This window comes from Bacillus cereus group sp. BfR-BA-01350 (assembly GCF_022663775.1).
GTDB classification, from domain to species: Bacteria; Bacillota; Bacilli; order Bacillales; family Bacillaceae_G; genus Bacillus_A; species Bacillus_A paranthracis.
This window is the reverse complement of sequence record NZ_JAKUGD010000006.1, coordinates 187,126-212,346: the sequence shown is the minus strand read 5'-3', so window position 1 is coordinate 212,346 and position 25,221 is coordinate 187,126. Positions and strand designations below refer to the sequence as shown.

Here is a 25,221-nt window from a genome sequence, read left to right as displayed (position 1 = left end):
TTGGACACGAAAAATGAGGTTCTAGGGGGATTTCGACATGTTAGAGTTTGATACTACTCAAGATCAATTAGCGAATATAAAAGTTATCGGTGTCGGCGGTGGCGGAAACAATGCTGTAAACCGTATGATTGAACACGGTGTACAAGGTGTAGACTTTATCGCTGTGAATACTGATGCACAAGCATTAAATCTATCAAAAGCTGAAACGAAAATGCAAATTGGTGGAAAATTAACACGTGGACTTGGTGCAGGTGCAAACCCTGAAGTAGGGAAAAAAGCTGCAGAAGAAAGTAAAGAACAGATCCAAGAAGCACTTCGTGGTGCTGATATGGTATTCGTAACTGCTGGTATGGGCGGCGGAACTGGAACTGGTGCAGCTCCAGTTGTTGCTCAAGTGGCAAAAGAATTAGGTGCATTAACAGTTGGTGTTGTAACACGCCCATTTACATTTGAAGGACGTAAGCGTGCAACACAAGCGGCATCTGGTATTGCGGCATTTAAAGAAAATGTAGATACACTTATTGTAATTCCAAACGATCGCTTATTAGAGATTGTTGATAAAAACACGCCAATGTTAGAGGCATTCCGTGAAGCAGATAACGTATTACGTCAAGGTGTTCAAGGTATTTCTGATTTAATTGCAACACCAGGTTTAATTAACTTAGACTTCGCAGACGTAAAGACAATTATGTCTAATAGAGGTTCTGCTTTAATGGGTATTGGTTCTGGTAATGGAGAAAATCGTGCTGCTGAAGCTGCGAAAAAAGCGATTTCTAGTCCATTATTAGAAACATCTATTGATGGAGCTCAAGGTGTTATCATGAACATTACGGGTGGAGCTAACTTAAGCTTATATGAAGTACAAGAAGCGGCAGACATTGTAGCTTCAGCTTCAGATCCAGAAGTAAATATGATCTTCGGTTCGGTTATTAATGAAGGATTAAAAGATGATATCGTTGTAACTGTAATTGCAACTGGTTTTGATGATACAATTGCAACTCAACCACCAAAACCAATTATCCGTCCGAATGTGAATCACACGCAACAACAGCAACAGCCAGTAGCTCAACCACCAAAACAACGTGAAGTAAAACGTGAAATGAAGCGTGAAGAGCCGGTTGTACATGAGCGTCATTCAGATTCAGATGATATCGATATTCCAGCATTCTTACGTAATCGTCGTAGACGATAAAAGAAAAGGAGCATTTATGCTCCTTTTTTGTTTTATACAGGGAAAAGATCTGCTAAGCAGGTCTTTTTTTATTGTAATTTATTCCGCTTTTTGCTGGGTAGCTCAATTGGTGCGTACAGATTAAAGTTTCACTTTATATGTAAGAAAAAAATATAGCATTCTATGAAACATATACTTTTATTTTTTACCGACAGATTATGTCTAGAAAGCACAAAATAACAAAAAAACACCTCCGCAAATTGACACACTTTCCTATTGGATATGCATTATACTAGTCTCAACTTAAAAAAAGAGGTGAATTGTTTGGTTGTTTACGCCGACGTTGTTTGGTTGTTAAACGCCTGCATTGATTTTCTTTTACTTTTATTAACAGCTACCGTGTTAAAAAAGAAGATCAAAAGATGGAGGCTTGTGTTAGGGGCATTGATAGGTTCAACCATTGTTATTTTTGCCTTTACTCCTTTTGCTTCTATGATGACACATCCGATTATGAAACTACTGTACTCGTTACTTATTGTGTATACAGCATTTGGGTTTACAACATTTAGAAATTATGCACAAACTGTTTTTACTTTTTACTTTGTAACCTTTATGGTTGGCGGAGGATTAATGGGCACTCATTTCTTTTTGCAAACGAATGAAATGGTAAATGGGTTGGTTCAATCTCAATCAATTTCTTACGGTGACCCAATTAGTTGGTTGTTCGTTATTTTTGGTTTTCCAGTCATTTATTATTTTTCTAAAAAGCGTATTGAAAGCGTAGAGGTTACAAAAATACACTATGATCAAATTGTGAAATTGAAAATTCAATTAGCTGAAGAGGAACTAGAACTCGCAGGTTTAATTGATAGTGGGAATCAACTTTACGACCCGTTAACGAAAACACCTGTTATGATTATGCATATTTCATCATTAGAACATTGTTTGCCAGCTTGGTTAACAGAACAAATTTATTCCAAAACACAGATTCCTCAAATACCAGAAAATGATTCTGGGTGGGCGACAAAATTACGCTTAATTCCTTTCCGAGCAGTAGGAGTAGAGAATCAATTTTTATGGGCAATTAAGCCAGAAAGTGTACAAATTTATCATGAAGGTAGTTCTATTGTCGTGAATAAAGTATTGATTGGATTAAATACACAACAGTTGTCAACCAATGGAGAGTATCAATGTATTGTGCATCCGAAAATGTTAATTTCGCAAAAGATGGTAATTGCTTAATAATGGGAGGCGGGATAATATGATGAAATTAAAATTTTATTTAGTATACCTTTGGTATAAAGTATTGTTGAAATTAGGAATTAAGACCGATGAAATTTATTACATTGGTGGAAGTGAAGCGTTACCACCGCCGTTAACGAAAGAAGAAGAGGAAGTTTTATTAAATAAATTGCCAAAAGGAGATCAGGCGGCAAGGTCGTTACTGATTGAACGTAATTTACGGCTAGTCGTATATATAGCAAGAAAGTTTGAAAATACAGGGATAAATATTGAAGATTTGATTAGTATTGGAACAATCGGGCTTATTAAAGCGGTAAATACATTTAATCCAGAAAAGAAAATAAAATTAGCAACATATGCCTCACGTTGTATCGAAAATGAAATCTTAATGCATTTACGCCGCAATAATAAAAATCGTTCAGAAGTTTCTTTTGATGAACCACTTAACATCGATTGGGACGGGAATGAACTTTTATTATCAGATGTATTAGGGACAGACGATGATATTATTACAAAAGATTTAGAAGCTACGGTTGATCGTCATCTTCTAATGAAAGCATTACATCAATTGAATGATCGTGAAAAACAAATTATGGAACTTCGGTTTGGGCTCGCTGGAGGAGAGGAAAAGACGCAAAAAGATGTAGCGGATATGCTTGGGATTTCACAGTCATACATTTCGCGTTTGGAAAAAAGAATCATAAAAAGGTTACGAAAAGAATTTAATAAAATGGTGTAAAGAATAAGACCAGCCGTTATGTAGGCTGGTCTTATTCTCTTTCGTTGTATGAGGAAGGACAACGAAAATGAAAAATGAAGAGAAAACCGCATGCATAAAATCCCCTTCAAAGGAAATACTTTACACTGTACAGCAACTCCCGATAGGAGGGAACACTTTGACGAGAAACAAAGTAGAAATTTGCGGTGTTGATACAGCTAAACTTCCCGTACTAAAAAATGATGAAATGCGTAAATTATTTCGTGAAATGCAAAGTGGAGAGATAAGCGCAAGAGAGAAATTAGTGAATGGAAACTTACGTCTTGTACTGAGCGTCATCCAAAGATTTAATAACAGAGGAGAATATGTTGACGATTTATTTCAAGTTGGTTGCATCGGACTTATGAAATCCATTGATAATTTTGATTTAGGCCAAAATGTAAAATTTTCAACGTATGCTGTGCCGATGATTATTGGGGAAATACGCAGATATTTGCGTGATAACAATCCGATTCGCGTATCTCGCTCATTACGAGATATTGCGTATAAAGCGTTACAAGTAAGAGAAAAGTTGATTGCAGAAAATTCAAAAGAACCAACAGCAATGGATATTGCAAAAGTGCTTGAAGTGACTCATGAAGAAATTGTTTTTGCTTTAGATGCAATTCAAGATCCAGTTTCATTATTTGAACCGATTTATAACGATGGGGGAGATCCTATCTTTGTTATGGATCAGTTAAGTGATGAAAAACAAAAGGACGAGCAGTGGGTTGAAGAGTTAGCACTAAAAGAAGGAATGAAGCGTTTAAATGATCGTGAGAAAATGATTATTCGCAAACGTTTCTTCCAAGGGAAAACACAAATGGAAGTTGCAGAAGAAATTGGGATTTCTCAAGCACAAGTGTCACGTTTAGAGAAATCAGCTATTAAACAAATGAATAAGACGATTCAAGGATAAGGTTTCACCATTTATGGTGAGACCTTTTTATATGTCATATAGTTTGTTTGCGCTCATAGTAGGATAGCTGTGTTCATATAATAAAAATAATATGAGGTTGGTAAGAGGGTGCTTCCTGTTAATTTGAGAAACAATGTTTTTTCGATTCGTCATATATAAGGGAGAGGATGAAAGTGATACAAATTTCGGAATTACAGATGAAAGATATAATAAATGTTTCAGACGGAAAAAGGCTGGGTAATATTGGTGATATTGAAATTGATATGAACACAGGGAAGATCGATTCTATTATTATTTCTAAAAAGGAACGTGCGTTCGGGATTTTTGGGAAAGACGTAGAAATTGTAATTCCTTGGAAAGAAATTGTGAAAATTGGGGAAGATGTCATACTTGTTAGAGTAAATCCTGTTAATTCTGTAACAGAATCAATACAAACACCGACAATTTCATAAAGAATATTACAAATTCCTCTTTTTTTTCTGTTAGGATTATGAAAAAATAAAAGTATGGTAAAATAGACAGGAAGTACCATGCTTTTTTATGTTATTTTAATTAAAAGGAGCCGCTGTTATGAGAGAACCATTTAAATATGTGGACGGTATACTGTATTTAGAAGCGTGGAAAGAACTTGGAAACATTACTGCTGGATTTACGACAAAAGATGGTGGGGTAAGTACGGGCTCCTTTCATGCAATGAATTTAGGATTACATGTGAATGATATTGCCGAGAACGTTCATGAAAATAGACGCATTTTAGCAAATAAGTTACAAAAACCATTAGAAAACTGGATTTGCTCTGAACAAGTTCATGATCATCATGTTGAAAAAGTAGGACAACAGGAAAAAGGAAGTGGCGTTTATTCATATGAAGACGGCATTTCAAAAACAGATGGCATTTATACGACTAATAATGATGTTCTTCTAACATCTTGTTATGCGGATTGTGTTCCACTCTATTTTTATGCACCATCACATGGTATGATAGGACTTGCGCATGCTGGATGGAAAGGCACTGTAAAAGAGATTGCAAAAGAAATGATTCAAAAATGGAATGCAGAAGGGATTTCAAGTGATGAAATTCATGTTGCGATTGGACCAGCAATTGGATCTTGTTGTTACGTTGTTGATGATCGAGTGTTAACAGCAGCAGAGCAAGTAGTGAACGGTTCTGTTCCTTATAAGAAAATTTCTGACGGACAGTACGCAATTGATTTAAAAGAAATTAATCGTATATTATGTGTACAAGCAGGCATAAAAGAAGAGAATATTGTAATGTCATCTCTTTGTACAAGCTGTGAAGAACAACTGTTTTTCTCTCATCGCCGTGATCAAGGTAAAACGGGGAGAATGTTGAGTTTCATAGGTTTTAAGGAGGAAGAAAGCAAGTGACAGTACAAAAAAATTTAACAACTGTAAACGAAGCAATTAAACAATCTTGCGCGCGAGCGGGACGTTCTTTGCAAGATATTAAACTCGTTGCGGTTACAAAAACGGTAGGAATTGAAAAAACAAACGAAGTAATTGAAGCTGGAATTATCGATTTAGGTGAAAATAGAAATGAAGGTTTCTTACAGAAGTACGAACATTTCGGTTCAAAAGTGAATTGGCATTTTATTGGATCATTACAAACGAGAAAAGTAAAAGAAATCATTAATGAAATCGATTATTTACATTCATTAGATCGCCTTTCACTTGCAAAAGAAATTCAAAAACGTGCGGATAAGAAAGTGAAATGTTTTATTCAAGTGAAAACATCATCTGAAGAATCAAAGCAAGGATTGGCAATAGAAGAAACCGTTTCTTTTATTCAAAGTTTGCAAGAATTGGATAAGATTGAAGTGGTTGGACTAATGACAATGGCTCCATTTACAGAAGAAGAGGGAGAAATCAGACGCTGTTTTAAGGAGTTACGTATGCTACAAGCAGAGGTGCAGGAGCTAGAATTATTACATGCGCCATGTAAAGAATTATCAATGGGAATGTCTAATGATTACACGATTGCAATTGAAGAAGGTGCTACATATATTCGTTTGGGGACGATTTTAGTAGGAAAAGCGTAAAAGGAAGGAGAATCTTATTATGAGTTGGTCAAAAGTAAAATACTTCTTTTTTGATACACCGGAAGAAAAAGAAGCAGCTCAATATAGTTATGAAAAGGAGCAATCAGACATGAAGAAGCAGCAAGATCCGCCAGAACAGCAAGATGTTACGTTTCCAAAAGCGCAACCGAAACAAAATGTTGTGAGCATTGAAACAGCAAAGCAATCTTCAAAAGTTGTTTTATTAGAACCACGCACATATTCGGAAGCGCAAGGAATTGCGGACCATTTAAAAGGTAGACGAGCTGTTGTAATTAATTTACAACGAATGTCTACTGATCAAGCTGTACGTATCGTTGACTTTTTAAGTGGTACTGTATACGCTATAGGCGGGGACATTCAAAAAATAGGACCGAAAACATTTATGTGCACGCCTGAAAATGTAGATATAGTTGGTGCAATTTCAGAGTTATTCGGTGAAGAAGAAGACACAAATATAAAGAGGTGGTAATACGCCATGGAAACAGTTTTAAGGCTTTTAGTTACTGCTATCGAGATTTACTCGTGGGCACTTATTATTTACATTCTCCTATCATGGTTCCCAGGTGCAAAGGAATCAACTTTCGGAGATTTTCTTGCCCGTATTTGTGAACCGTATTTAGAACCATTTCGCAGATTTATTCCGCCGCTTGGTATGATTGACATCTCACCACTCGTTGCGATTTTTGCGTTGAAACTTGCTACAAGTGGTTTAGTAACTTTATTCGGCTATTTCTTATAGTAAGAGGTTAAATACATGAGCATCTACGAGCATTTTAGACCTGATGAAGTGGTCTTTGTGGATAAAGTGTTAGAGTGGAAGCGAGCAGCAGAGTACCATCAAGTGAAGTTAACAGACTTTCTTGATCCAAGACAACAACAAATTGTCACGATGGTAATAGGACAAGGAGATGTTGCTGTACAATTTGATGGTGCAACGTCTCAAGCAGAGCGCAAAAGAGCACTCATTTATCCGGACTATCTAGTAATAAATGAAGAGGAATTTCAAGTAGAAGTATTGGAAATTGACTATCCTTCCAAGTTTTATACGCTAGAGCATAGGCAAATATTAGGTACATTTATGTCTCTCGGTTTAACGAGAGAAAAATGTGGTGATATTTTGCTTCAAGAAGATCGTGCCCAAATTGTAGTCGCGAAAGAAGTTGTATCTTATATTGAGATGAACTTACAATCTATAGGAAAAGTGAAAGTCTCCTTATCACCAGTGCAAGGGGAAAAAATTCTACAGATACAAGAAACGTGGGGGGAGAAATCCGGAACGGTTTCTTCACTTCGTTTAGATGTTATGTTAGCTGAAATGTTACATATATCTAGGCAAAAAGTACAACCTTTCATAAAAAATGGTTTAGTAAAAGTGAATTGGAAAACAGTGGAGCAAACCTCTTATGAATGTTATCCAGGAGATGTTTTTTCAGTGAGAGGATATGGACGCAGTAAATTGTTTTCTGTAGAAGGTAGAACAAAGCGCGACAAATGGAGAATTTTGTATGGTATACTAAAATGATTGGTTTTTTAGAAGGAAATCCTCCTATTTTGTCGAAGAAAAGATATAATTGAAAGAGGAAATTTAGATAACTACTTGGAGGTGGCGTTGTGCCGTTAACACCATTAGATATTCATAACAAAGAATTTGGTCGCGGATTCCGTGGCTATGATGAGGATCAAGTAAATGAGTTTCTTGATCAAATTATCAAAGATTATGAATTAGTCATTCGTGAGAAAAAAGCTTTAGAAGAACAAGTTGCGCAATTAGAAGGGAAGTTAGATCATTTCTCTAATATTGAAGATACGTTAAACAAATCTATCGTTGTTGCACAAGAAGCAGCGGAAGAAGTAAAACGTAATGCCCAAAAAGAAGCGAAATTAATTGTACGTGAAGCTGAAAAGAATGCAGACCGTATTATTAACGAAGCTTTAGTAAAATCAAGAAAAGTTGCTTTTGATATTGAAGAGCTAAAGAAACAAGCGAAAGTATTCCGCACTCGTTTCCGTATGTTATTAGAAACACAGCTTGAAATGTTAAACAACGATGATTGGGATAAACTAATTGAGTTAGAAGACGAAGTAGACGAGCTGTTGAAAAAAGAAGAAACAGTGTAAGCTTGACGTTTTTCTCATTATTACATATAATTTTAAACAACATATTTATTAAGAAAAACGAAGATAGGGATAAGTACCTTTTTCATACCTTATATAGCGAACTGAGGATGGTGTAAGCTCAGGATAAGGAGATAATGGGAATATCACCCTGGAGTTCCGCGCTGAACAAATAGAGTAAGCGTAGGCGTATATTCGCGTTAAGAATATAAAGAGGATTGTATACATACGTATAGGATCTACTAGGGTGGTACCGCGGGAGACTTTCTCGTCCCTTTTTGGGATGAGAAAGTCTCTTTTTTATTCCGTTTTTTAGGTCTTTCTTTTATACATGTAAGGAGGAATTGAGCATGGAGTACAAAAATACATTACTAATGCCAAAAACAGAGTTCCCAATGCGTGGGAATTTACCAAAACGTGAGCCTGCAATGCAAGAAAAGTGGGCGGAAATGAATATTTATGAAAAGGTACAAGAACATACGAAAGGTCGTCCTTTATTTGTACTGCATGATGGACCTCCATATGCGAATGGTGACATTCATATGGGACATGCATTAAATAAAGTATTAAAAGACTTTATCGTTCGTTATAAATCAATGACTGGTTTCTGTGCGCCATATGTCCCAGGTTGGGATACACACGGTTTACCAATTGAACAAGCTTTAACAAATAAAGGTGTAAAGCGTAAAGAAATGACAGTTGCTGAGTTCCGTAAGTTATGTGCAGAGTATGCATATGAACAAGTAGAACGTCAGCGTGAGCAATTTAAGCGTTTAGGTGTACGTGCTGATTGGGATAACCCATACATTACTTTAGAGCCAGCTTATGAAGCACAACAAATTAAAGTGTTTGGTGATATGGCGAAAAAAGGTTATATCTATAAAGGACAAAAACCAGTTTACTGGTCACCAACGAGTGAATCAGCTTTAGCAGAAGCTGAAATTGAATACCAAGATAAAAAATCAGCATCTATTTACGTAGCATTCCCTGTAAAAGATGGAAAGAACGTATTAGAAGGTGATGAGAAATACATTATCTGGACAACAACGCCTTGGACGTTGCCTGCAAACTTAGGTATTTCTGTTCACCCAGAACTTGAATACGCTATTGTAAAAGTAAATGATGAAAAATATATTATTGCTTCTGAACTATTTGAGACAGTTGCAAAAACGTTAGAGTGGGAAAATGCTGAAGTTGTGAAAACGGTAAAAGGTAGTGAGCTTGAGTATACAGTTGCAAAGCATCCATTCTACGATCGTGATTCATTAGTTATGCTAGGAGATCACGTAACAACGGATGCAGGTACAGGTTGTGTTCATACAGCACCAGGACACGGGGAAGATGACTTTATTGTTGGTAAAAAGTATGGCTTAGAAGTACTTTGCCCAGTTGATGATAAAGGTGTATTAACAGAGGAAGCACCTGGATTTGAAGGCTTATTCTATGATAAAGCTAACAAGCCAATTACAGAAAAATTAGAAGAAGTAGGCGCATTACTGAAGCTAACATTCATTACGCATTCATATCCACATGATTGGAGAACGAAAAAACCTATTATTTTCCGTGCGACAGCACAGTGGTTTGCATCTATTGAAGCATTCCGTAAAGAGTTATTAGAAGCTGTTGCGGAAACAAAATGGGTACCAGCATGGGGTGAAACTCGTCTTCATAACATGGTTCGTGACCGTGGTGACTGGTGTATTTCTCGTCAGCGTGCATGGGGTGTGCCAATTCCTGTATTCTATGCTGAGAATGGTGATCCAATTATTACGGATGAAACAATTAACCATGTAGCTGATTTATTCCGTGAACACGGTTCTAACGTATGGTTTGAGCGTGAAGCGAAAGATCTATTACCAGAAGGATTTACACATCCAGGTAGCCCAAATGGTGAATTCCGTAAAGAAACAGACATCATGGATGTATGGTTCGACTCAGGTTCTTCTCACCAAGCGGTATTAGAAGAGCGCAATGACTTACAACGTCCAGCAGATTTATATTTAGAAGGATCTGACCAATATCGTGGTTGGTTTAACTCTTCATTATCGACAGCAGTTGCTGTAACAGGAAAAGCGCCATATAAAGGCGTACTAAGCCACGGTTTCGTATTAGATGGTGAAGGACGTAAAATGAGTAAGTCGATTGGAAACATCGTCGTACCGAAGAAAATTATGGATCAATTAGGCGGAGATATTTTACGATTATGGGTATCTTCTGTTGACTATCAATCTGATGTACGTATTTCGGATGATATTTTAAAACAAGTAGCAGAAGTGTATCGTAAAATCCGTAACACATTCCGTTTCTTATTAGGAAACTTAGACGACTTTAAGCCAAGTGAAAATACAGTAGCTGTAGCTGAACTTCGTGAAGTAGATCGTTACATGTTAGTGAAATTAAATGACTTAATTACAAAAGTAAAAGAAGCATATGAGACATACGACTTCGCTGCTGTATATCATGCAATTCATAACTTCTGTACAATTGATTTAAGTTCATTCTACTTAGACTTTGCAAAAGACATTTTATACATTGAAGGTGCGAACCATGAAGATCGTCGTGCAATTCAAACTGTATTATATGATGTTCTTGTTGCATTGACGAAACTTGTAACACCAATCTTACCGCATACAGCTGATGAAGTATGGCCATACATTCCAGGTGTAACAGAAGAAAGTGTACAATTAACTGATATGCCAGAAGCTGTACAATTAGATGGTGCAGAAGCATTAAAAACAAAATGGGATGCATTTATGACATTGCGTGATGACGTATTAAAAGCGTTAGAAGTAGCTCGTAATGAAAAGGTAATCGGTAAGTCATTAAATGCAAGCATTACGCTATATCCAACTGCAGAAATGAAAGCTATGTTAGAGTCTATTAACGAAGACTTAAAGCAATTATTCATCGTTTCTGAGTACAAACTTGGTGGCATGATGGAAGAAGCGCCAGCAGATGCACCGAAGTATGAACATACAGCGGTTGTTGTTGCTCAAGCAACTGGTGAAACATGTGAACGTTGTTGGGTAGTTTCAGAAACAATTGGTAAAGACGCTGAACATGAAACATTATGTGAGCGTTGTGCAACAGTTGTTAAAGAAAATTATGTAAAATAATAAGGGATGACTGCACGTAAAGTGCAGTCATTTTTTTTTGTTAACAGTATATTGAAATAACTTTCACTCTCTTTCCTATGAAGGAAAAATGTGTGAGAGGTAAGCATATAAATTTCGGACACACTAATCGTACATTGCAACTGGGAGGAATGTACACGTGAATGAAATGTATATGGAAATCAAAGAAGAATTGCAATTGATGCGAAAAGAGTTACAAGAGAGGCTAGCTAAAGAGGTCATGCACAAATATGATACAGAGTTTAGCGAAGAGCTTGGATATGAAATGAAGGAAGAGATAAAGAAAAAACTTTTGTTACATGATATAAAAGAGGATTTAAAAGATGTAGAACGTGCATTATTTAAAATGGAAATAGATATGTATGGTATTTGTGAAGACACAGGGAGAGTCATTTCGGTAAAACAAATGAAAACGATGCCGACTGCCCGTACCATTCATGAATTTTTCTATGAAAAAGTAAATGTATGAATGTGCACAACGATATTATATTACCTTTTTTTAATTTATTTTATTCTTCTATAAAGGTTCATTGTGAAAAGGTTGCAGCTATGCTAAAATTTTGAGGTACACTGTCTTTGTGGGGGAAATGAAAATGATATATTATGTAATAGCGTTATTTGTCATTGCCATCGATCAAATATCGAAATGGCTAATTGTAAAGAACATGGAATTAGGTACGAGTATTCCGATTATCGATAATGTATTATACATAACATCACATCGAAATAGAGGAGCTGCTTGGGGCATTTTAGAAAATAAAATGTGGTTTTTCTACATTATTACAGTCGTTTTTGTAGCATTTATCGTATTTTATATGAAAAAATATGCAAAAACAGACAAGCTTCTAGGAATTTCATTAGGTCTAATTTTAGGCGGAGCAATTGGTAATTTTATTGATCGTGTATTTAGACAAGAAGTAGTGGATTTCATTCACGTGTATATTTTCTCGTACAACTATCCAGTATTCAATATCGCTGATTCAGCATTATGTATTGGTGTTGTATTAATTATTATTCAAACATTATTAGAAGGCAAGAAAACGAAGGAGTAATTGAATGAGTGAAGTAGTACAAGTAACAGTTGCAGAAGAACAAAAAAACGAGCGAATTGATAAATTCGTTGCAGGAATAAATAATGAATGGTCACGTACACAAGTACAACAATGGATTAAAGATGACGTTGTGACAGTTAATGGAAAAGCTGTAAAAGGGAATTATAAAGTTAGAGAAAATGATGAAATTACAGTGACGATTCCTGAGCCAGAAGAGTTAGATATTCAGCCAGAAGATATGAACTTAGAAATTTATTATGAAGATGCAGATGTACTTGTTGTTAATAAGCCGCGTGGTATGGTTGTACATCCAGCACCAGGTCATACAAGTGGAACGCTTGTGAACGGTCTTATGCACCATTGTACAGACTTATCGGGTATTAACGGTGTAATGCGTCCAGGTATCGTGCATCGTATTGATAAAGATACATCAGGCCTATTAATGGTTGCTAAAAATGATATGGCACACGAATCACTTGTAAATCAACTTGTAGCAAAAACAGTAACAAGACGTTACAAAGCGATTGTACACGGTGTTATTCCGCATGATAAGGGAACAATTGATGCTCCGATTGCTCGTGATAAGAAAGAACGTCAAAGTATGACGGTTGATGAAAATGGTAAGCATGCTGTTACGCATTTCCAAGTGTTAGAGCGATTCAAAGATTTCACACTTGTAGAATGTCGCTTAGAAACAGGGCGTACACACCAAATTCGTGTTCATATGAAATATATTGGCTATCCACTTGCAGGAGATCCAAAGTATGGACCAAAGAAAACATTAGACATGAATGGACAAGCACTTCACGCAGGCATTTTAGGATTTGACCATCCTCGTACTGGTGAATATATTCAGTTTGAGGCACCGATTCCGGAAGTGTTTGAAGACGCATTAAATATTTTACGAAAATAGTATTGACAAATCATAAGAAAACTGAGATACTGACAACAGTTAAATAATGATCCTTTAACACAGCCCCGTGAGGTTGAGAAGGTAACGGTTTGAAATACATAGGGTATGCTGTACCCTTTTTCAAAAGTCCTCTCGCACACGCTGAGAGGACTTTTTTTATACCATTACTCTCACGCAAGAAAAAAGCTTGGAGGTGTAGAGCATGCAAGAGAAAGCTGTCGTTTTAGATGACCAAATGATTCGCCGCGCTTTAACACGAATTAGTCATGAAATCGTGGAACGAAATAAAGGTGTCGATAATTGTGTTCTTGTCGGAATTAAAACTCGTGGAATTTTTATTGCACAACGTTTGGCAGAACGAATTGGTCAAATTGAAGGAAAAGAAATAGAGGTTGGAGAGCTAGACATTACGTTATATCGTGATGATTTAACGCTACAATCGAAAAATAAAGAACCACTTGTAAAAGGTTCTGATATCCCTGTAGATATTACGAAGAAAAAAGTTATCCTTGTGGATGATGTATTATATACAGGCAGAACTGTTCGAGCAGCAATGGATGCTCTTATGGATTTAGGTAGACCATCACAAATCCAACTAGCGGTTCTTGTTGATAGAGGTCATCGTGAACTACCAATTCGCGCTGATTATGTAGGAAAGAACATTCCAACATCAAGTGAAGAGCGTATCGAAGTTGATTTGCAAGAGACAGATCAACAAGATCGAGTAAGCATATACGATAAGTAAAGCCCTTTTAAATGTAGTCCTGTGAGGCTGCCAAAGGGTCTTGGCTTTCATATGTCAAATTTGGCATACGAAAGTGTAGGACTCTTTGTGCACAGGCACAAAGAGTTTTTTTATTGCAAAGATTTAAACTGAAGGAGGATGTAACAATGGAACAAAAGCCAGTGTTAGACGTTAATGAAGTACCGAAACCGGGAAAATGGTTATTTTTAAGTATACAACATTTGTTCGCGATGTTTGGATCAACAGTGCTTGTTCCATTTTTAACAGGATTGAATCCGTCAGTAGCATTAATATCAAGTGGATTAGGAACGTTAGCGTTTCTTCTTATAACGAAAGGTCAAGTACCTGCCTATCTTGGATCATCATTTGCCTTTATCGCACCGATTATAACAGCGAAAACGGCAGGGGGACCCGGAGCAGCAATGCTTGGTGGTTTGCTAGCAGGACTTGTATACATCTTAATCTCACTCGGAATTAAGAAATCAGGATCAAAGTGGATTATGAAATTACTACCACCAATCGTAGTTGGTCCAGTAGTAATGGTAATCGGGCTAGCTTTAGCACATACAGCAGTTAACATGGCGATGAATGGTGCGGATGGCAAATATAGCTTTACACACTTTTCAGTAGCATTAGTAACATTAGCAATTACAATCATTTGCTCCATATTCGGGAGAGGGTTCTTCAGTATCATACCAGTGTTACTTGGAATCATCGGAGGTTACATCTTCGCTTACTTCCAAGGACTAGTAGACTTAAAGCCGGTAGCTGAGGCAAAATGGTTTGTTGTACCAGATTTCACAGTACCATTTGTAACATACACACCAGAGTTTTCATGGAAGATTGTACTCTTGATGGTACCAGTTGCACTAGTAACAATTTCAGAACATATCGGACATCAAATTGTATTAGGGAATGTTATTAAAAGGGATTTAATTGAAAAACCAGGTTTACACCGTTCGATCTTCGGTGATGGAGTAGCAACATTAATCGCATCACTAATCGGTGGACCACCGAATACAACGTATGGTGAAAACATCGGTGTGCTAGCAATTACAAGAGCGTACAGTGTATACTTATTCATCGGTTCAGCGGTATTCGCAATCATGTTCGGATTTATTGGTAAGATTTCTGCGCTGATTCATTCGATCCCAACACCAGTTATGGGTGGTGTATCCATCTTACTATTCGGTGTAATCGCATCAAGCGGATTACGCATGATGGTAGACGATAAAACAGATTTAAGTGACAAACGAAACTTAATGATTGCATCAGTAATACTAGTAATCGGTATTGGTGGAGCGGTACTTCACGTAGGAGAATCATTCCAAGTAGAAGGAATGGCACTAGCAGCAATTGTAGGTGTACTGTTAAATCTACTACTACCGGAAACGAAACAAATAAAACAATCTAACCAGATTGCTTCATAATAATAACCTTTTAATTCAGTCCTGTGAGACCGGAAAGGGTGGCTTCTTTCTTGCACCCTAGTCTCACACGACTAGGGTATTTTTATGCAAAGGTTGTTATAAAAATACAAAAGTGGTAACATAAAAATCAGAAAGATGAGGGATGACGATGAGCCATTTGTTAACGATGAGTGAATTATCGGAAGTAGAAATTTCAGAAATCCTAAAAGACGCAGAAGATTTTGCGAATGGGAAAGAGAGCAAAACGACAGAGCAAACTTTTGTTGCAAACTTGTTCTTTGAGAATAGTACGAGAACGAGATTTAGCTTTGAAGTTGCTGAGAAGAGATTAGGACTTGATGTTTTAAACTTTTCAGCTGATGCATCTAGCGTACAAAAAGGAGAAACTTTATACGATACGATAAGAACACTAGAATCAATCGGAACAAAAGCAGTGGTCATCCGCCATGAGCAAGATCGCTACTTCGATGAACTAAAAGATCAGGTGAATATTCCAATCTTAAACGCTGGAGATGGATGTGGAAATCATCCAACACAGTGCCTGCTCGATCTTCTTACCATTAAACAAGAGTTTGGAAGATTTGAAGGTTTGAAGATTGCGATAGTAGGAGATGTTCGTCATAGCCGAGTAGCACGTTCTAATGCAGAAGCATTAACGAAGCTGGGTGCAACAATTTACTTTGCAAGTCCAGAAGAATGGAAAGATGAAGACAACACATTTGGAACATACAAATCATTGGATGAACTTGTTCCAGAAGTGGACGTAATGATGTTACTCCGTGTACAACATGAGCGTCATGATCATTATGAAACAGACATTATGAAAGAGTATCATGAGAAACACGGATTAACAGTGGAAAGAGAAAAGCGTATGAAAGAAGGAAGCATTATTATGCATCCAGCTCCTGTAAACCGTGATGTTGAAATTGCAAGTGAACTTGTTGAGTGTGAGCGTTCACGCATATTTAAACAAATGGAAAATGGAGTTTACGTAAGAATGGCTGTACTAAAACGCGCCTTACCAAATGTATTAGGAGGAATGAAACATGAATTATTTGTTTAAAAATGGTCGTTATATGAATGAAGAAGGAAAAATCGTAGCAACAGATCTTCTCGTACAAGACGGTAAAATCGCTAAAGTAGCAGAAAATATTACGGCAGATAATGCTGAAGTAATCGATGTGAACGGAAAGTTAATCGCACCTGGATTAGTAGATGTACACGTACACCTTCGTGAACCAGGTGGTGAACATAAAGAAACAATTGAAACAGGTACATTAGCAGCGGCAAAAGGTGGATTCACTACAATTTGCGCAATGCCAAATACACGTCCAGTACCAGATTGTAGAGAACATATGGAAGACTTACAAAATCGTATTAAAGAAAAAGCGCATGTTAACGTATTACCATATGGAGCAATTACAGTACGTCAAGCGGGTTCTGAAATGACAGATTTCGAAACGTTAAAAGAACTTGGAGCATTTGCTTTCACTGATGACGGTGTAGGCGTACAAGATGCTAGCATGATGTTAGCTGCTATGAAACGTGCAGCGAAATTAAATATGGCAGTAGTTGCGCACTGTGAAGAGAATACTCTTATTAATAAAGGTTGTGTACATGAAGGGAAGTTTTCTGAGAAACACGGATTAAACGGTATCCCATCAGTATGTGAATCTGTACATATTGCAAGGGATATACTGCTTGCTGAAGCGGCAGATTGTCACTATCACGTATGTCACGTAAGTACGAAAGGCTCTGTACGTGTAATCCGTGATGCAAAGAGCGCTGGAATTAAAGTAACAGCAGAAGTAACACCTCATCACCTAGTGTTATGTGAAGATGATATCCCATCAGCTGACCCTAACTTTAAAATGAACCCACCGCTTCGTGGAAAAGAAGATCATGCAGCATTAATTGAAGGTTTATTAGATGGAACAATCGATATGATCGCAACTGATCATGCACCGCATACAGCAGAAGAGAAAGCACAAGGAATTGAAAGAGCACCATTCGGAATTACTGGTTTTGAAACAGCATTCCCGCTTTTATACACAAACCTTGTGAAAAAAGGAATTATTACATTAGAACAATTAATTCAATTCTTAACAGAAAAGCCAGCTGATACATTCGGCTTAGAAGCAGGTCGCCTGAAAGAAGGTAGAACAGCTGATATTACAATCATTGATTTAGAACAAGAAGAAGAGATTGACCCAACAACATTCTTATCAAAAGGAAAAAATACACCATTCGCAGGTTGGAAATGCCAAGGATGGCCGGTAATGACAATCGTTGGTGGTAAGATCGCATGGCAAAAGGAGAGTGCATTAGTATGAAAAGACAACTTATCTTAGAAGATGGAACAGTATTAATTGGAACAGGTTTCGGAGGAGAAATCGAAAAGTCAGGTGAGGTTGTATTTACAACAGGAATGACTGGATATCAAGAAACATTATCTGATCCATCATATTGCGGTCAAATTGTAACATTCACGTACCCATTAATCGGAAACTACGGCATCAACCGTGACGATTTTGAATCGATTCACCCATCTGTAAATGGTTTAATCGTAAACGAAATTTGTGATCACCCATCAAACTTCCGTAATGAAATTTCGTTAAATGACTACTTAAAAGAAAGAAACATTCCAGGATTAGCAGGAATTGATACGAGAAAATTAACGAGAAAAATTCGTCAATACGGTACATTACGCGGACGCCTTTGTAACATGGATGCAGATGTAGAGTACATCGTAAGCCAATTAAAAGCGACAGTATTTACAGACCATGTGAAACGCGTATCAACGAAAGATCCATACCCAAGCCCAGGCCGCGGACATCGTGTTGTATTAGTAGACTTCGGTATGAAACATGGTATTTTAAGAGAATTAAATAAACGTGATTGTGATGTAATTGTAGTTCCTTACAACACAACAGCCGAAGAAATTTTACGCCTTAGTCCAGATGGAATTATGTTAAGTAACGGACCTGGGGATCCAAAAGATGTACCAGAAGCAATTGAAATGTTAAAAGACATTATCGGTAAAGTTCCTTTATTCGGAATTTGCCTAGGACATCAATTGTTCGCGCTAGCATCTGGTGCGAATACAAGTAAGTTAAAATTCGGCCACCGTGGGTTAAACCATCCAGTAAAAAATCTTGCAACTGGAAAAGTAGCAATTACATCTCAAAACCATGGTTACGCAGTAGAAGAAGAATCAGTTGAAAATACAGAACTTGAAATTACACATGTTGCTTTAAATGATGGAACAGTAGAAGGTCTTCGTCATAAGAAGTTCCCAGCATTTACAGTTCAATACCATCCAGAAGCTTCAGCAGGACCAGAAGATGCAAATGATTTATTCGAAGATTTCTTAACAATGATTGAAAACTTCAAGAAAGAAGGGGAAGAGTTATGCCAAAACGCCTAGACATTAACACAATTTTAGTAATCGGATCAGGACCAATTGTAATTGGGCAAGCAGCGGAGTTTGACTACTCTGGAACACAAGCTTGTCAATCTCTTAAAGAGGAAGGTTACAAAGTAATCCTTGTTAACTCTAACCCAGCAACAATTATGACAGATACTGCAACAGCAGATAAAGTATACATTGAGCCTTTAACATTAGAATTTGTAAGCCGAATCATTCGTAAAGAACGTCCAGATGCAATCTTACCAACATTAGGTGGTCAAACAGGTTTAAACATGGCTGTTGAACTTGCAAAATCAGGCGTACTTGAAGAGTGCGGAGTTGAAATTTTAGGAACAAAATTATCAGCAATCGAGCAAGCGGAAGATCGTGATTTATTCCGTACATTAATGCAAGATTTAAATGAACCAACACCACCAAGTGAAATTATTCATAACCTTGATGAAGCATATGGCTTTGTAAACGAAATTGGTTATCCAGTAATCGTTCGTCCAGCATTTACATTAGGCGGAACGGGCGGCGGAATTTGCCATAACGAAGAAGAGTTAATTGAAATCGTAACAAGTGGTTTAAAACATAGCCCAGTAACACAATGTTTATTAGAGAAAAGTATTGCTGGTTGTAAAGAAATTGAATATGAAGTAATGCGTGATTCAAATGATAACGCGATTGTAGTATGTAACATGGAAAACATCGATCCAGTTGGTGTTCATACAGGTGATTCTATCGTTGTAGCACCGAGCCAAACGCTAAGCGACCGTGAATACCAAATGTTACGTAATACTTCATTACGAATTATTCGTGCACTAGGAATTGAAGGTGGATGTAACGTTCAGCTTGCACTAGATCCATATAGCTTCCAATACTATGTAATCGAAGTAAACCCACGTGTAAGTCGTTCATCTGCATTAGCATCTAAAGCAACTGGATATCCAATTGCGAAATTAGCAGCGAAAATTGCAGTCGGCTTAACATTAGATGAAATCGTAAACCCAGTAACACAAAAAACTTACGCTTGCTTCGAGCCAGCATTAGACTATGTTGTTTCAAAAATTCCACGCTGGCCATTTGATAAGTTTGAATCAGCGAACAGAACACTTGGAACGCAAATGAAAGCAACTGGTGAGGTTATGTCAATCGGACGTAACTTAGAAGAATCATTATTAAAAGCGGTTCGTTCTTTAGAGCTTGGCATTTATCACTTAGAATTAGATCACTTAAAAGAACTTGATAAAGAAACAATGAAAAAACGCATTATTAAAGCAGATGATGAGCGACTGTTTATCGTAGCAGAAGCAATTCGTCAAGGTGTAACGAAAGAAGAGATTAACGAATGGTGTGAAATGGACTTCTTCTTCTTACAAAAAGTTGAAAACATCGTAAATATGGAACGCGAAGTAAAAGCGAATGTAGGAAATATGGAAGTACTACAAACCGCAAAAGAAATGGGCTTCAGCGATCACTACATCGCAGCAGCTTGGAACAAAACGGAGCGCGAAATTTACGATATGCGTAAAGAAAATAATATGACGCCAGTATTCAAAATGGTAGATACTTGTGCGGCAGAGTTTGAATCTGCAACACCGTATTACTACAGCACATACGCTGAGGAAAACGAATCAATTGTAACAGATCGTAAGAGTGTAGTAGTTCTAGGATCTGGTCCGATCCGCATTGGTCAAGGTGTTGAGTTTGACTATGCAACAGTTCACTCAGTATGGGCAATTAAAGAAGCTGGATATGAAGCGATTATCATTAATAATAACCCAGAAACTGTTTCAACAGACTTCAGTATTTCTGACAAATTATACTTTGAACCATTAACGATTGAAGATGTAATGCACATCATCGATTTAGAAAAACCAGAAGGTGTTATCGTTCAGTTCGGTGGACAAACGGCGATTAACTTAGCGGCAAAATTAGAAGAACATGGTGTAAAGATTTTAGGAACATCACTTGAAGACTTAGACCGTGCAGAAGATCGAGATAAATTCGAAGCTGCTTTAACAAAACTTGGTATCCCACAACCAGTTGGTAAAACAGCAACGACTGTAGAACAAGCGGTAGCAATCGCAGAAGAAATTGGTTACCCAGTATTAGTAAGACCATCTTACGTACTAGGTGGACGTGCGATGGAAATCGTATATCGTCAAGAAGAACTACTGCACTACATGAAAAATGCAGTTAAAGTTCACGCAGATCACCCAGTATTAATCGACCGTTACATGGTCGGTAAAGAAATTGAAGTAGATGCAATTTCAGACGGTGAGAATGTATTCATTCCAGGTATTATGGAACATATTGAACGCGCTGGAGTTCACTCTGGTGACTCAATTGGAGTATATCCACCACAAAGCTTATCTGAAAAATTAAAAGAACAAATTATTGAACATACAATTGCACTTGGAAAAGGATTAAACATTGTTGGATTACTAAATATCCAGTTTGTCGTATTCGAAGATCAAGTGTACGTAATTGAAGTAAATCCACGTGCGAGCCGTACAGTACCATTCTTAAGTAAAATTACAGGTGTACCAATGGCAAACGTTGCAACGAAAGTTATTCTAGGGCAAGACCTAGTAGAGCAAGGATACGGAACGGGCTATCACCCAGAAGAGAAAGAAGTATATGTAAAAGCTCCGGTATTCTCATTCGCGAAATTACGCTCAGTGGATACAACATTAGGACCTGAAATGAAATCAACAGGGGAAGTAATGGGTAAAGATTTAACGCTTGAAAAAGCATTATACAAAGGGTTAGTTGCTTCTGGAATTAACATCCCAACGCACGGATCAGTAATCATTACTGTAGCGGATAAAGATAAAGAAGAGGCGATGGAAATTGCAAAACGTTTCCATGAAATCGGCTATAACTTATTAGCAACAGCTGGAACAGCAAAATCGTTAACAGAGCAAAATATCCCAGTACAAGTTGTAAACAAAATTGATTCTGAGGACTACAACTTACTAGATATTATCCGCCAAGGAAAAGCACAGTTTGTAATCAATACATTAACAAAAGGCAAACAACCAGCGCGTGATGGTTTCCGCATTCGCCGTGAATCAGTAGAAAATGGTGTAGCTTGCTTAACATCACTTGATACAACGAGAGCAATCTTACGAGTATTAGAATCTATGACATTCTCAGCTCATTCAATGAAAGAAATTACGCAAACAAAGCGTCACGAGGTGGTACATGCATGATGCAAAAGCAAAATATGATCGTCGTTAATCAAAAAGAAATCGCAAAGAACATTTACGAATTAGTGCTTCAAGGAACTTTAGTACAGCAAATGAACGAACCAGGGCAGTTTGTACACATTAAGGTAGCAGAGGGCATTGCGCCCCTTCTGCGCCGCCCAATTAGTATTTGTAATGTAGATCAAGAGAAGAACGAATTTACAATGCTATATCGTGCGGAAGGACAAGGGACAAAAACATTAGCAACTAGAAAACAAGGTGAAGTGGTAGATGTATTAGGACCATTAGGACACGGTTTTCCTGTAGAAGAAGCAGAAGCTGGTCAAACAGCTTTACTAGTAGGCGGGGGGATTGGTGTACCACCACTTTATGAATTATCACAGCGCCTCGTTGCAAAAGGTGTACGTGTGATTCACATCTTAGGTTTTCAAACGAAAGATGTAGTTTTCTATGAAGAAAAATTTGCAGAACTTGGTGATACGTACGTTGCGACAGTAGACGGTACACACGGTACAAAAGGATTTGTCACAGATGTAATTGATCATTACGGAATTGACTTTGATATTCTTTATTCATGTGGTCCGTTAGCGATGCTTCGTGCATTAGAAGGACGTTACAAAGAGAAAAAAGCCTATATTTCATTAGAAGAACGTATGGGCTGTGGTATTGGAGCTTGTTTCGCATGTGTATGCCACTTACAAGAAGATCCAAGTGGACATTCTTACAAGAAGGTGTGTAGCGACGGACCAGTATTTCCAATCGGGGAGGTTGTACTATGAACAGATTGCAAGTTGAATTACCGGGATTATCATTAAAAAATCCAATTATACCAGCATCTGGATGCTTTGGGTTTGGTCGTGAATATGCACAGTTTTACGATTTAAGTGTACTAGGATCAATCATGATTAAAGCGACGACAGAACAACCACGCTATGGAAATCCTACGCCTCGTGTTGCTGAAACACCGGGCGGCATGTTAAATGCAATCGGACTTCAAAACCCAGGATTAGAAAAAGTAATGAATTCTGAATTACCATGGTTAGAACAATTTGACCTTCCAATCATTGCAAACGTTGCAGGTTCACAAGCTGAGGATTACGTAGCGGTTGCAAAGGAAATTTCTAAAGCGCCTAATGTCCATGCACTGGAATTAAATATTTCTTGTCCAAACGTAAAAACAGGTGGTATCGCCTTTGGTACAAATCCTGAAATTGCTGCTGATTTAACGAAGCGAGTAAAAGAGGTTTCTGAAGTACCTGTATACGTGAAGTTGTCACCGAACGTGGCAAACATTGTGGAAATTGCAAAAGCGATTGAAAATGCAGGTGCAGATGGTTTAACGATGATTAATACATTGCTTGGTATGCGTCTAGATTTAAAAACAGCTAAACCAATTTTAGCAAACCGTACAGGCGGATTATCAGGTCCTGCGATTAAGCCAGTAGCAATTCGTATGGTACATGAAGTAAGTCAAGCGGTTAACATTCCAATTATCGGAATGGGTGGTATTGAAACAGCGGAAGATGTAATCGAATTCTTCTACGCTGGCGCAAGCGCAGTTGCAGTAGGTACAGCGAACTTTATCGATCCGTTCGTATGTCCGACAATTATTGAAGAGTTACCAGCATTACTAGATGAATTAGGATTTGATCACATTTCGGAATGTCAAGGAAGGAGCTGGAAGCAAACATGTCACAGTCGTTAATCGTTGCACTAGATTTCCCAGGGAAACAAGATGTAGAACAATTCTTGCGCCACTTTGAAGGGGAAGAGTTATTTGTCAAAGTTGGTATGGAGTTATTTTACAAAGAAGGCCCTGCAATTATTACGTACTTAAAAGAAAAAGGACATAAGATTTTTCTAGATTTAAAACTTCATGATATTCCAAATACAGTAAAAAGCGCTATGCGTAGCCTAGCTAGTCTAGATGTTGATATGGTAAATGTTCATGCTGCTGGGGGAAGCAGTATGATGAAAGCTGCGATTGAGGGATTAGAGGAAGGTAAGCAAGAAGGAAAAGAGAGACCGATTTGTATTGCGGTTACACAACTAACAAGCACTTCGGAAGCTATGATGAAAAAAGAGATCGGCATTGAGAAAACGTTAGAAGAAGCGGTTGCTCATTATGCAAAACTAACGAAAGAAAGTGGACTTGATGGCGTTGTTTGCTCAACACTTGAAGTTCCAAAATTACGTGAAGTATGCGGAAATGAATTTGTAACAGTAACACCGGGGATTCGTCTTGCAAGCGATGATGTAAATGATCAGGTGCGCGTAGCAACACCGAAACGTGCGAGGGAACTTGGCTCAAGCTATATCGTAGTTGGACGTAGTATTACAAAAGCAGAAAATCCGCTTGAAGCGTATAAAACAGTAAAACAACAGTGGGAAGGTGTAACAGTATGAAAAAAGAAATCGCATCGCATTTATTAGAAATTGGAGCAGTATTTTTACAACCGAATGATCCATTCACATGGTCTTCAGGTATGAAATCACCAATTTATTGTGATAACCGTTTAACTTTATCTTATCCGAAAGTACGTCAAGCGATTGCAGCTGGATTAGAAGAGTTAATTAAAGAGCACTTCCCAACTGTAGAAGTTATTGCAGGAACAGCAACTGCTGGTATTGCGCACGCTGCATGGGTAAGTGATCGTATGGATTTACCAATGTGCTACGTACGTAGTAAAGCAAAAGGTCACGGTAAAGGGAACCAAATCGAAGGAAAAGCTGAAAAAGGTCAAAAAGTAGTAGTAGTAGAAGACTTAATTTCAACTGGCGGCAGTGCAATTACATGTGTAGAAGCACTTCGCGAAGCTGGCTGTGAAGTATTAGGAATCGTATCAATCTTCACATACGAGCTAGAAGCAGGAAAAGAAAAGTTAGAAGCAGCGAACGTAGCATCATATTCTTTAAGTGATTACAGTGCATTAACTGAAGTTGCAGCAGAAAAAGGTATGATCGGACAAGCTGAAACGAAAAAATTACAAGAGTGGCGTAAAAATCCAGCTAACGAAGCTTGGATCACAGCGTAA

Annotated in this window: 25 protein-coding genes and 1 other annotated feature; all 25 genes read left to right on the top strand. The window is 37.6% G+C overall.

The window, feature by feature from the left end:
• The first annotated feature begins 37 nt into the window (after nucleotides 1-37).
• Nucleotides 38-1,192 carry a cell division protein FtsZ gene (gene ftsZ / locus MR147_RS15760; protein WP_000888991.1) on the top strand — a complete coding sequence of 385 codons (1,155 nt, stop codon included), beginning with the start codon at nucleotides 38-40 and terminating at the stop codon, nucleotides 1,190-1,192.
• 303 nt (nucleotides 1,193-1,495) lie between these two features.
• Nucleotides 1,496-2,413, top strand: a complete 918-nt coding sequence (gene spoIIGA / locus MR147_RS15755; RefSeq protein ID WP_000261994.1) for a sigma-E processing peptidase SpoIIGA — start codon at nucleotides 1,496-1,498, stop codon at nucleotides 2,411-2,413.
• A 19-nt stretch (nucleotides 2,414-2,432) separates the two neighbouring features.
• Nucleotides 2,433-3,152, top strand: coding sequence for an RNA polymerase sporulation sigma factor SigE (sigE, locus tag MR147_RS15750; RefSeq protein WP_000976948.1), 720 nt, complete (start codon nucleotides 2,433-2,435; stop codon nucleotides 3,150-3,152).
• Nucleotides 3,153-3,309: 157 nt separating this feature from the next.
• Nucleotides 3,310-4,089: an RNA polymerase sporulation sigma factor SigG gene (sigG, locus tag MR147_RS15745; protein ID WP_000197753.1), complete on the top strand. Its 780-nt coding sequence runs from the start codon at nucleotides 3,310-3,312 to the stop codon at nucleotides 4,087-4,089.
• 167 nt (nucleotides 4,090-4,256) lie between these two features.
• Nucleotides 4,257-4,541, top strand: a complete 285-nt coding sequence (locus MR147_RS15740) for a YlmC/YmxH family sporulation protein (protein WP_242304517.1) — start codon at nucleotides 4,257-4,259, stop codon at nucleotides 4,539-4,541.
• A gap of 118 nt (nucleotides 4,542-4,659) precedes the next feature.
• On the top strand, nucleotides 4,660-5,478 hold the full coding sequence (gene pgeF / locus MR147_RS15735; protein WP_001980614.1) for a peptidoglycan editing factor PgeF: 819 nt from the start codon (nucleotides 4,660-4,662) through the stop codon (nucleotides 5,476-5,478).
• Complete coding sequence (locus tag MR147_RS15730; protein WP_242304516.1) at nucleotides 5,475-6,149, top strand: YggS family pyridoxal phosphate-dependent enzyme; 675 nt, start codon at nucleotides 5,475-5,477, stop codon at nucleotides 6,147-6,149. Before pgeF ends, MR147_RS15730 begins: the two co-directional genes overlap by 4 nt.
• 19 nt (nucleotides 6,150-6,168) lie before the next feature.
• Nucleotides 6,169-6,639, top strand: a complete 471-nt coding sequence (locus MR147_RS15725; protein ID WP_000119130.1) for a cell division protein SepF — start codon at nucleotides 6,169-6,171, stop codon at nucleotides 6,637-6,639.
• A gap of 6 nt (nucleotides 6,640-6,645) precedes the next feature.
• Nucleotides 6,646-6,909 carry a YggT family protein gene (locus MR147_RS15720; RefSeq protein WP_000450918.1) on the top strand — a complete coding sequence of 88 codons (264 nt, stop codon included), beginning with the start codon at nucleotides 6,646-6,648 and terminating at the stop codon, nucleotides 6,907-6,909.
• Between the two features lie 15 nt (nucleotides 6,910-6,924).
• Entirely contained in the window at nucleotides 6,925-7,692 is a 768-nt protein-coding gene (locus MR147_RS15715; protein WP_000029725.1) for a YlmH family RNA-binding protein, read from the top strand.
• Between the two features lie 89 nt (nucleotides 7,693-7,781).
• The gene (divIVA, locus tag MR147_RS15710) at nucleotides 7,782-8,288 is read left to right on the top strand and encodes a septum site-determining protein DivIVA (RefSeq protein ID WP_001131612.1); all 507 of its coding nucleotides are present in this window, start codon (nucleotides 7,782-7,784) and stop codon (nucleotides 8,286-8,288) included.
• Nucleotides 8,289-8,339: 51 nt separating this feature from the next.
• Nucleotides 8,340-8,564: a binding site (T-box leader), on the top strand.
• Nucleotides 8,565-8,635: 71 nt separating this feature from the next.
• On the top strand, nucleotides 8,636-11,401 hold the full coding sequence (ileS2, locus tag MR147_RS15705; protein ID WP_074606274.1) for an isoleucine--tRNA ligase: 2,766 nt from the start codon (nucleotides 8,636-8,638) through the stop codon (nucleotides 11,399-11,401).
• A gap of 157 nt (nucleotides 11,402-11,558) precedes the next feature.
• The gene (locus tag MR147_RS15700; protein ID WP_001004661.1) at nucleotides 11,559-11,888 is read left to right on the top strand and encodes a TraR/DksA family transcriptional regulator; all 330 of its coding nucleotides are present in this window, start codon (nucleotides 11,559-11,561) and stop codon (nucleotides 11,886-11,888) included.
• A 124-nt stretch (nucleotides 11,889-12,012) separates the two neighbouring features.
• Entirely contained in the window at nucleotides 12,013-12,471 is a 459-nt protein-coding gene (gene lspA, locus MR147_RS15695; protein ID WP_000642177.1) for a lipoprotein signal peptidase LspA, read from the top strand.
• A 4-nt stretch (nucleotides 12,472-12,475) separates the two neighbouring features.
• Nucleotides 12,476-13,384 (top strand): RluA family pseudouridine synthase, encoded by a 909-nt coding sequence (locus tag MR147_RS15690; RefSeq protein WP_000005838.1) that lies wholly within the window; start codon nucleotides 12,476-12,478, stop codon nucleotides 13,382-13,384.
• Between the two features lie 202 nt (nucleotides 13,385-13,586).
• Nucleotides 13,587-14,129 (top strand): bifunctional pyrimidine operon transcriptional regulator/uracil phosphoribosyltransferase, encoded by a 543-nt coding sequence (pyrR, locus tag MR147_RS15685; protein WP_001156487.1) that lies wholly within the window; start codon nucleotides 13,587-13,589, stop codon nucleotides 14,127-14,129.
• 146 nt (nucleotides 14,130-14,275) lie between these two features.
• On the top strand, nucleotides 14,276-15,559 hold the full coding sequence (uraA, locus tag MR147_RS15680) for a uracil permease (RefSeq protein WP_000435935.1): 1,284 nt from the start codon (nucleotides 14,276-14,278) through the stop codon (nucleotides 15,557-15,559).
• 148 nt (nucleotides 15,560-15,707) lie between these two features.
• Nucleotides 15,708-16,622 carry an aspartate carbamoyltransferase gene (gene pyrB / locus MR147_RS15675; protein ID WP_000018857.1) on the top strand — a complete coding sequence of 305 codons (915 nt, stop codon included), beginning with the start codon at nucleotides 15,708-15,710 and terminating at the stop codon, nucleotides 16,620-16,622.
• Nucleotides 16,606-17,892, top strand: a complete 1,287-nt coding sequence (gene pyrC, locus MR147_RS15670) for a dihydroorotase (RefSeq protein WP_074606273.1) — start codon at nucleotides 16,606-16,608, stop codon at nucleotides 17,890-17,892. Before pyrB ends, pyrC begins: the two co-directional genes overlap by 17 nt.
• A complete protein-coding gene (locus tag MR147_RS15665) occupies nucleotides 17,889-18,986 on the top strand; it encodes a carbamoyl phosphate synthase small subunit (protein WP_000828682.1) in 1,098 nt (365 codons plus the stop codon). Before pyrC ends, MR147_RS15665 begins: the two co-directional genes overlap by 4 nt.
• Nucleotides 18,971-22,189, top strand: coding sequence for a carbamoyl-phosphate synthase large subunit (carB, locus tag MR147_RS15660; protein ID WP_048557651.1), 3,219 nt, complete (start codon nucleotides 18,971-18,973; stop codon nucleotides 22,187-22,189). The genes MR147_RS15665 and carB overlap by 16 nt, the downstream gene beginning before the upstream one ends.
• Nucleotides 22,186-22,965: a dihydroorotate oxidase B electron transfer subunit gene (gene pyrK, locus MR147_RS15655; RefSeq protein WP_074606271.1), complete on the top strand. Its 780-nt coding sequence runs from the start codon at nucleotides 22,186-22,188 to the stop codon at nucleotides 22,963-22,965. The genes carB and pyrK overlap by 4 nt, the downstream gene beginning before the upstream one ends.
• Nucleotides 22,962-23,891 carry a dihydroorotate oxidase B catalytic subunit gene (gene pyrD, locus MR147_RS15650; RefSeq protein WP_001081057.1) on the top strand — a complete coding sequence of 310 codons (930 nt, stop codon included), beginning with the start codon at nucleotides 22,962-22,964 and terminating at the stop codon, nucleotides 23,889-23,891. Before pyrK ends, pyrD begins: the two co-directional genes overlap by 4 nt.
• On the top strand, nucleotides 23,876-24,592 hold the full coding sequence (pyrF, locus tag MR147_RS15645) for an orotidine-5'-phosphate decarboxylase (RefSeq protein WP_000083496.1): 717 nt from the start codon (nucleotides 23,876-23,878) through the stop codon (nucleotides 24,590-24,592). Before pyrD ends, pyrF begins: the two co-directional genes overlap by 16 nt.
• A complete protein-coding gene (gene pyrE, locus MR147_RS15640; protein WP_000711449.1) occupies nucleotides 24,589-25,221 on the top strand; it encodes an orotate phosphoribosyltransferase in 633 nt (210 codons plus the stop codon). Before pyrF ends, pyrE begins: the two co-directional genes overlap by 4 nt.

Excerpts from the sequence above, each read along its gene's own strand:
- MR147_RS15715 (WP_000029725.1), top strand. The coding sequence starts at position 6,925 with ATGAGCATCTACGAGCATTTTAGACCTGATGAAGTGGTCTTTGTGGAT.
- ileS2 (WP_074606274.1), top strand. The coding sequence starts at position 8,636 with ATGGAGTACAAAAATACATTACTAATGCCAAAAACAGAGTTCCCAATG.
- uraA (WP_000435935.1), top strand. The coding sequence starts at position 14,276 with ATGGAACAAAAGCCAGTGTTAGACGTTAATGAAGTACCGAAACCGGGA.
- pgeF (WP_001980614.1), top strand. The coding sequence starts at position 4,660 with ATGAGAGAACCATTTAAATATGTGGACGGTATACTGTATTTAGAAGCG.
- ftsZ (WP_000888991.1), top strand. The coding sequence starts at position 38 with ATGTTAGAGTTTGATACTACTCAAGATCAATTAGCGAATATAAAAGTT.
- pyrE (WP_000711449.1), top strand. The coding sequence starts at position 24,589 with ATGAAAAAAGAAATCGCATCGCATTTATTAGAAATTGGAGCAGTATTT.
- MR147_RS15725 (WP_000119130.1), top strand. The coding sequence starts at position 6,169 with ATGAGTTGGTCAAAAGTAAAATACTTCTTTTTTGATACACCGGAAGAA.
- carB (WP_048557651.1), top strand. The coding sequence starts at position 18,971 with ATGCCAAAACGCCTAGACATTAACACAATTTTAGTAATCGGATCAGGA.
- MR147_RS15665 (WP_000828682.1), top strand. The coding sequence starts at position 17,889 with ATGAAAAGACAACTTATCTTAGAAGATGGAACAGTATTAATTGGAACA.
- pyrF (WP_000083496.1), top strand. The coding sequence starts at position 23,876 with ATGTCACAGTCGTTAATCGTTGCACTAGATTTCCCAGGGAAACAAGAT.
- pyrB (WP_000018857.1), top strand. The coding sequence starts at position 15,708 with ATGAGCCATTTGTTAACGATGAGTGAATTATCGGAAGTAGAAATTTCA.
- MR147_RS15720 (WP_000450918.1), top strand. The coding sequence starts at position 6,646 with ATGGAAACAGTTTTAAGGCTTTTAGTTACTGCTATCGAGATTTACTCG.
- lspA (WP_000642177.1), top strand. The coding sequence starts at position 12,013 with ATGATATATTATGTAATAGCGTTATTTGTCATTGCCATCGATCAAATA.
- MR147_RS15690 (WP_000005838.1), top strand. The coding sequence starts at position 12,476 with ATGAGTGAAGTAGTACAAGTAACAGTTGCAGAAGAACAAAAAAACGAG.
- pyrC (WP_074606273.1), top strand. The coding sequence starts at position 16,606 with ATGAATTATTTGTTTAAAAATGGTCGTTATATGAATGAAGAAGGAAAA.
- sigE (WP_000976948.1), top strand. The coding sequence starts at position 2,433 with ATGATGAAATTAAAATTTTATTTAGTATACCTTTGGTATAAAGTATTG.
- pyrD (WP_001081057.1), top strand. The coding sequence starts at position 22,962 with ATGAACAGATTGCAAGTTGAATTACCGGGATTATCATTAAAAAATCCA.
- pyrK (WP_074606271.1), top strand. The coding sequence starts at position 22,186 with ATGATGCAAAAGCAAAATATGATCGTCGTTAATCAAAAAGAAATCGCA.
- MR147_RS15740 (WP_242304517.1), top strand. The coding sequence starts at position 4,257 with ATGAAAGTGATACAAATTTCGGAATTACAGATGAAAGATATAATAAAT.
- pyrR (WP_001156487.1), top strand. The coding sequence starts at position 13,587 with ATGCAAGAGAAAGCTGTCGTTTTAGATGACCAAATGATTCGCCGCGCT.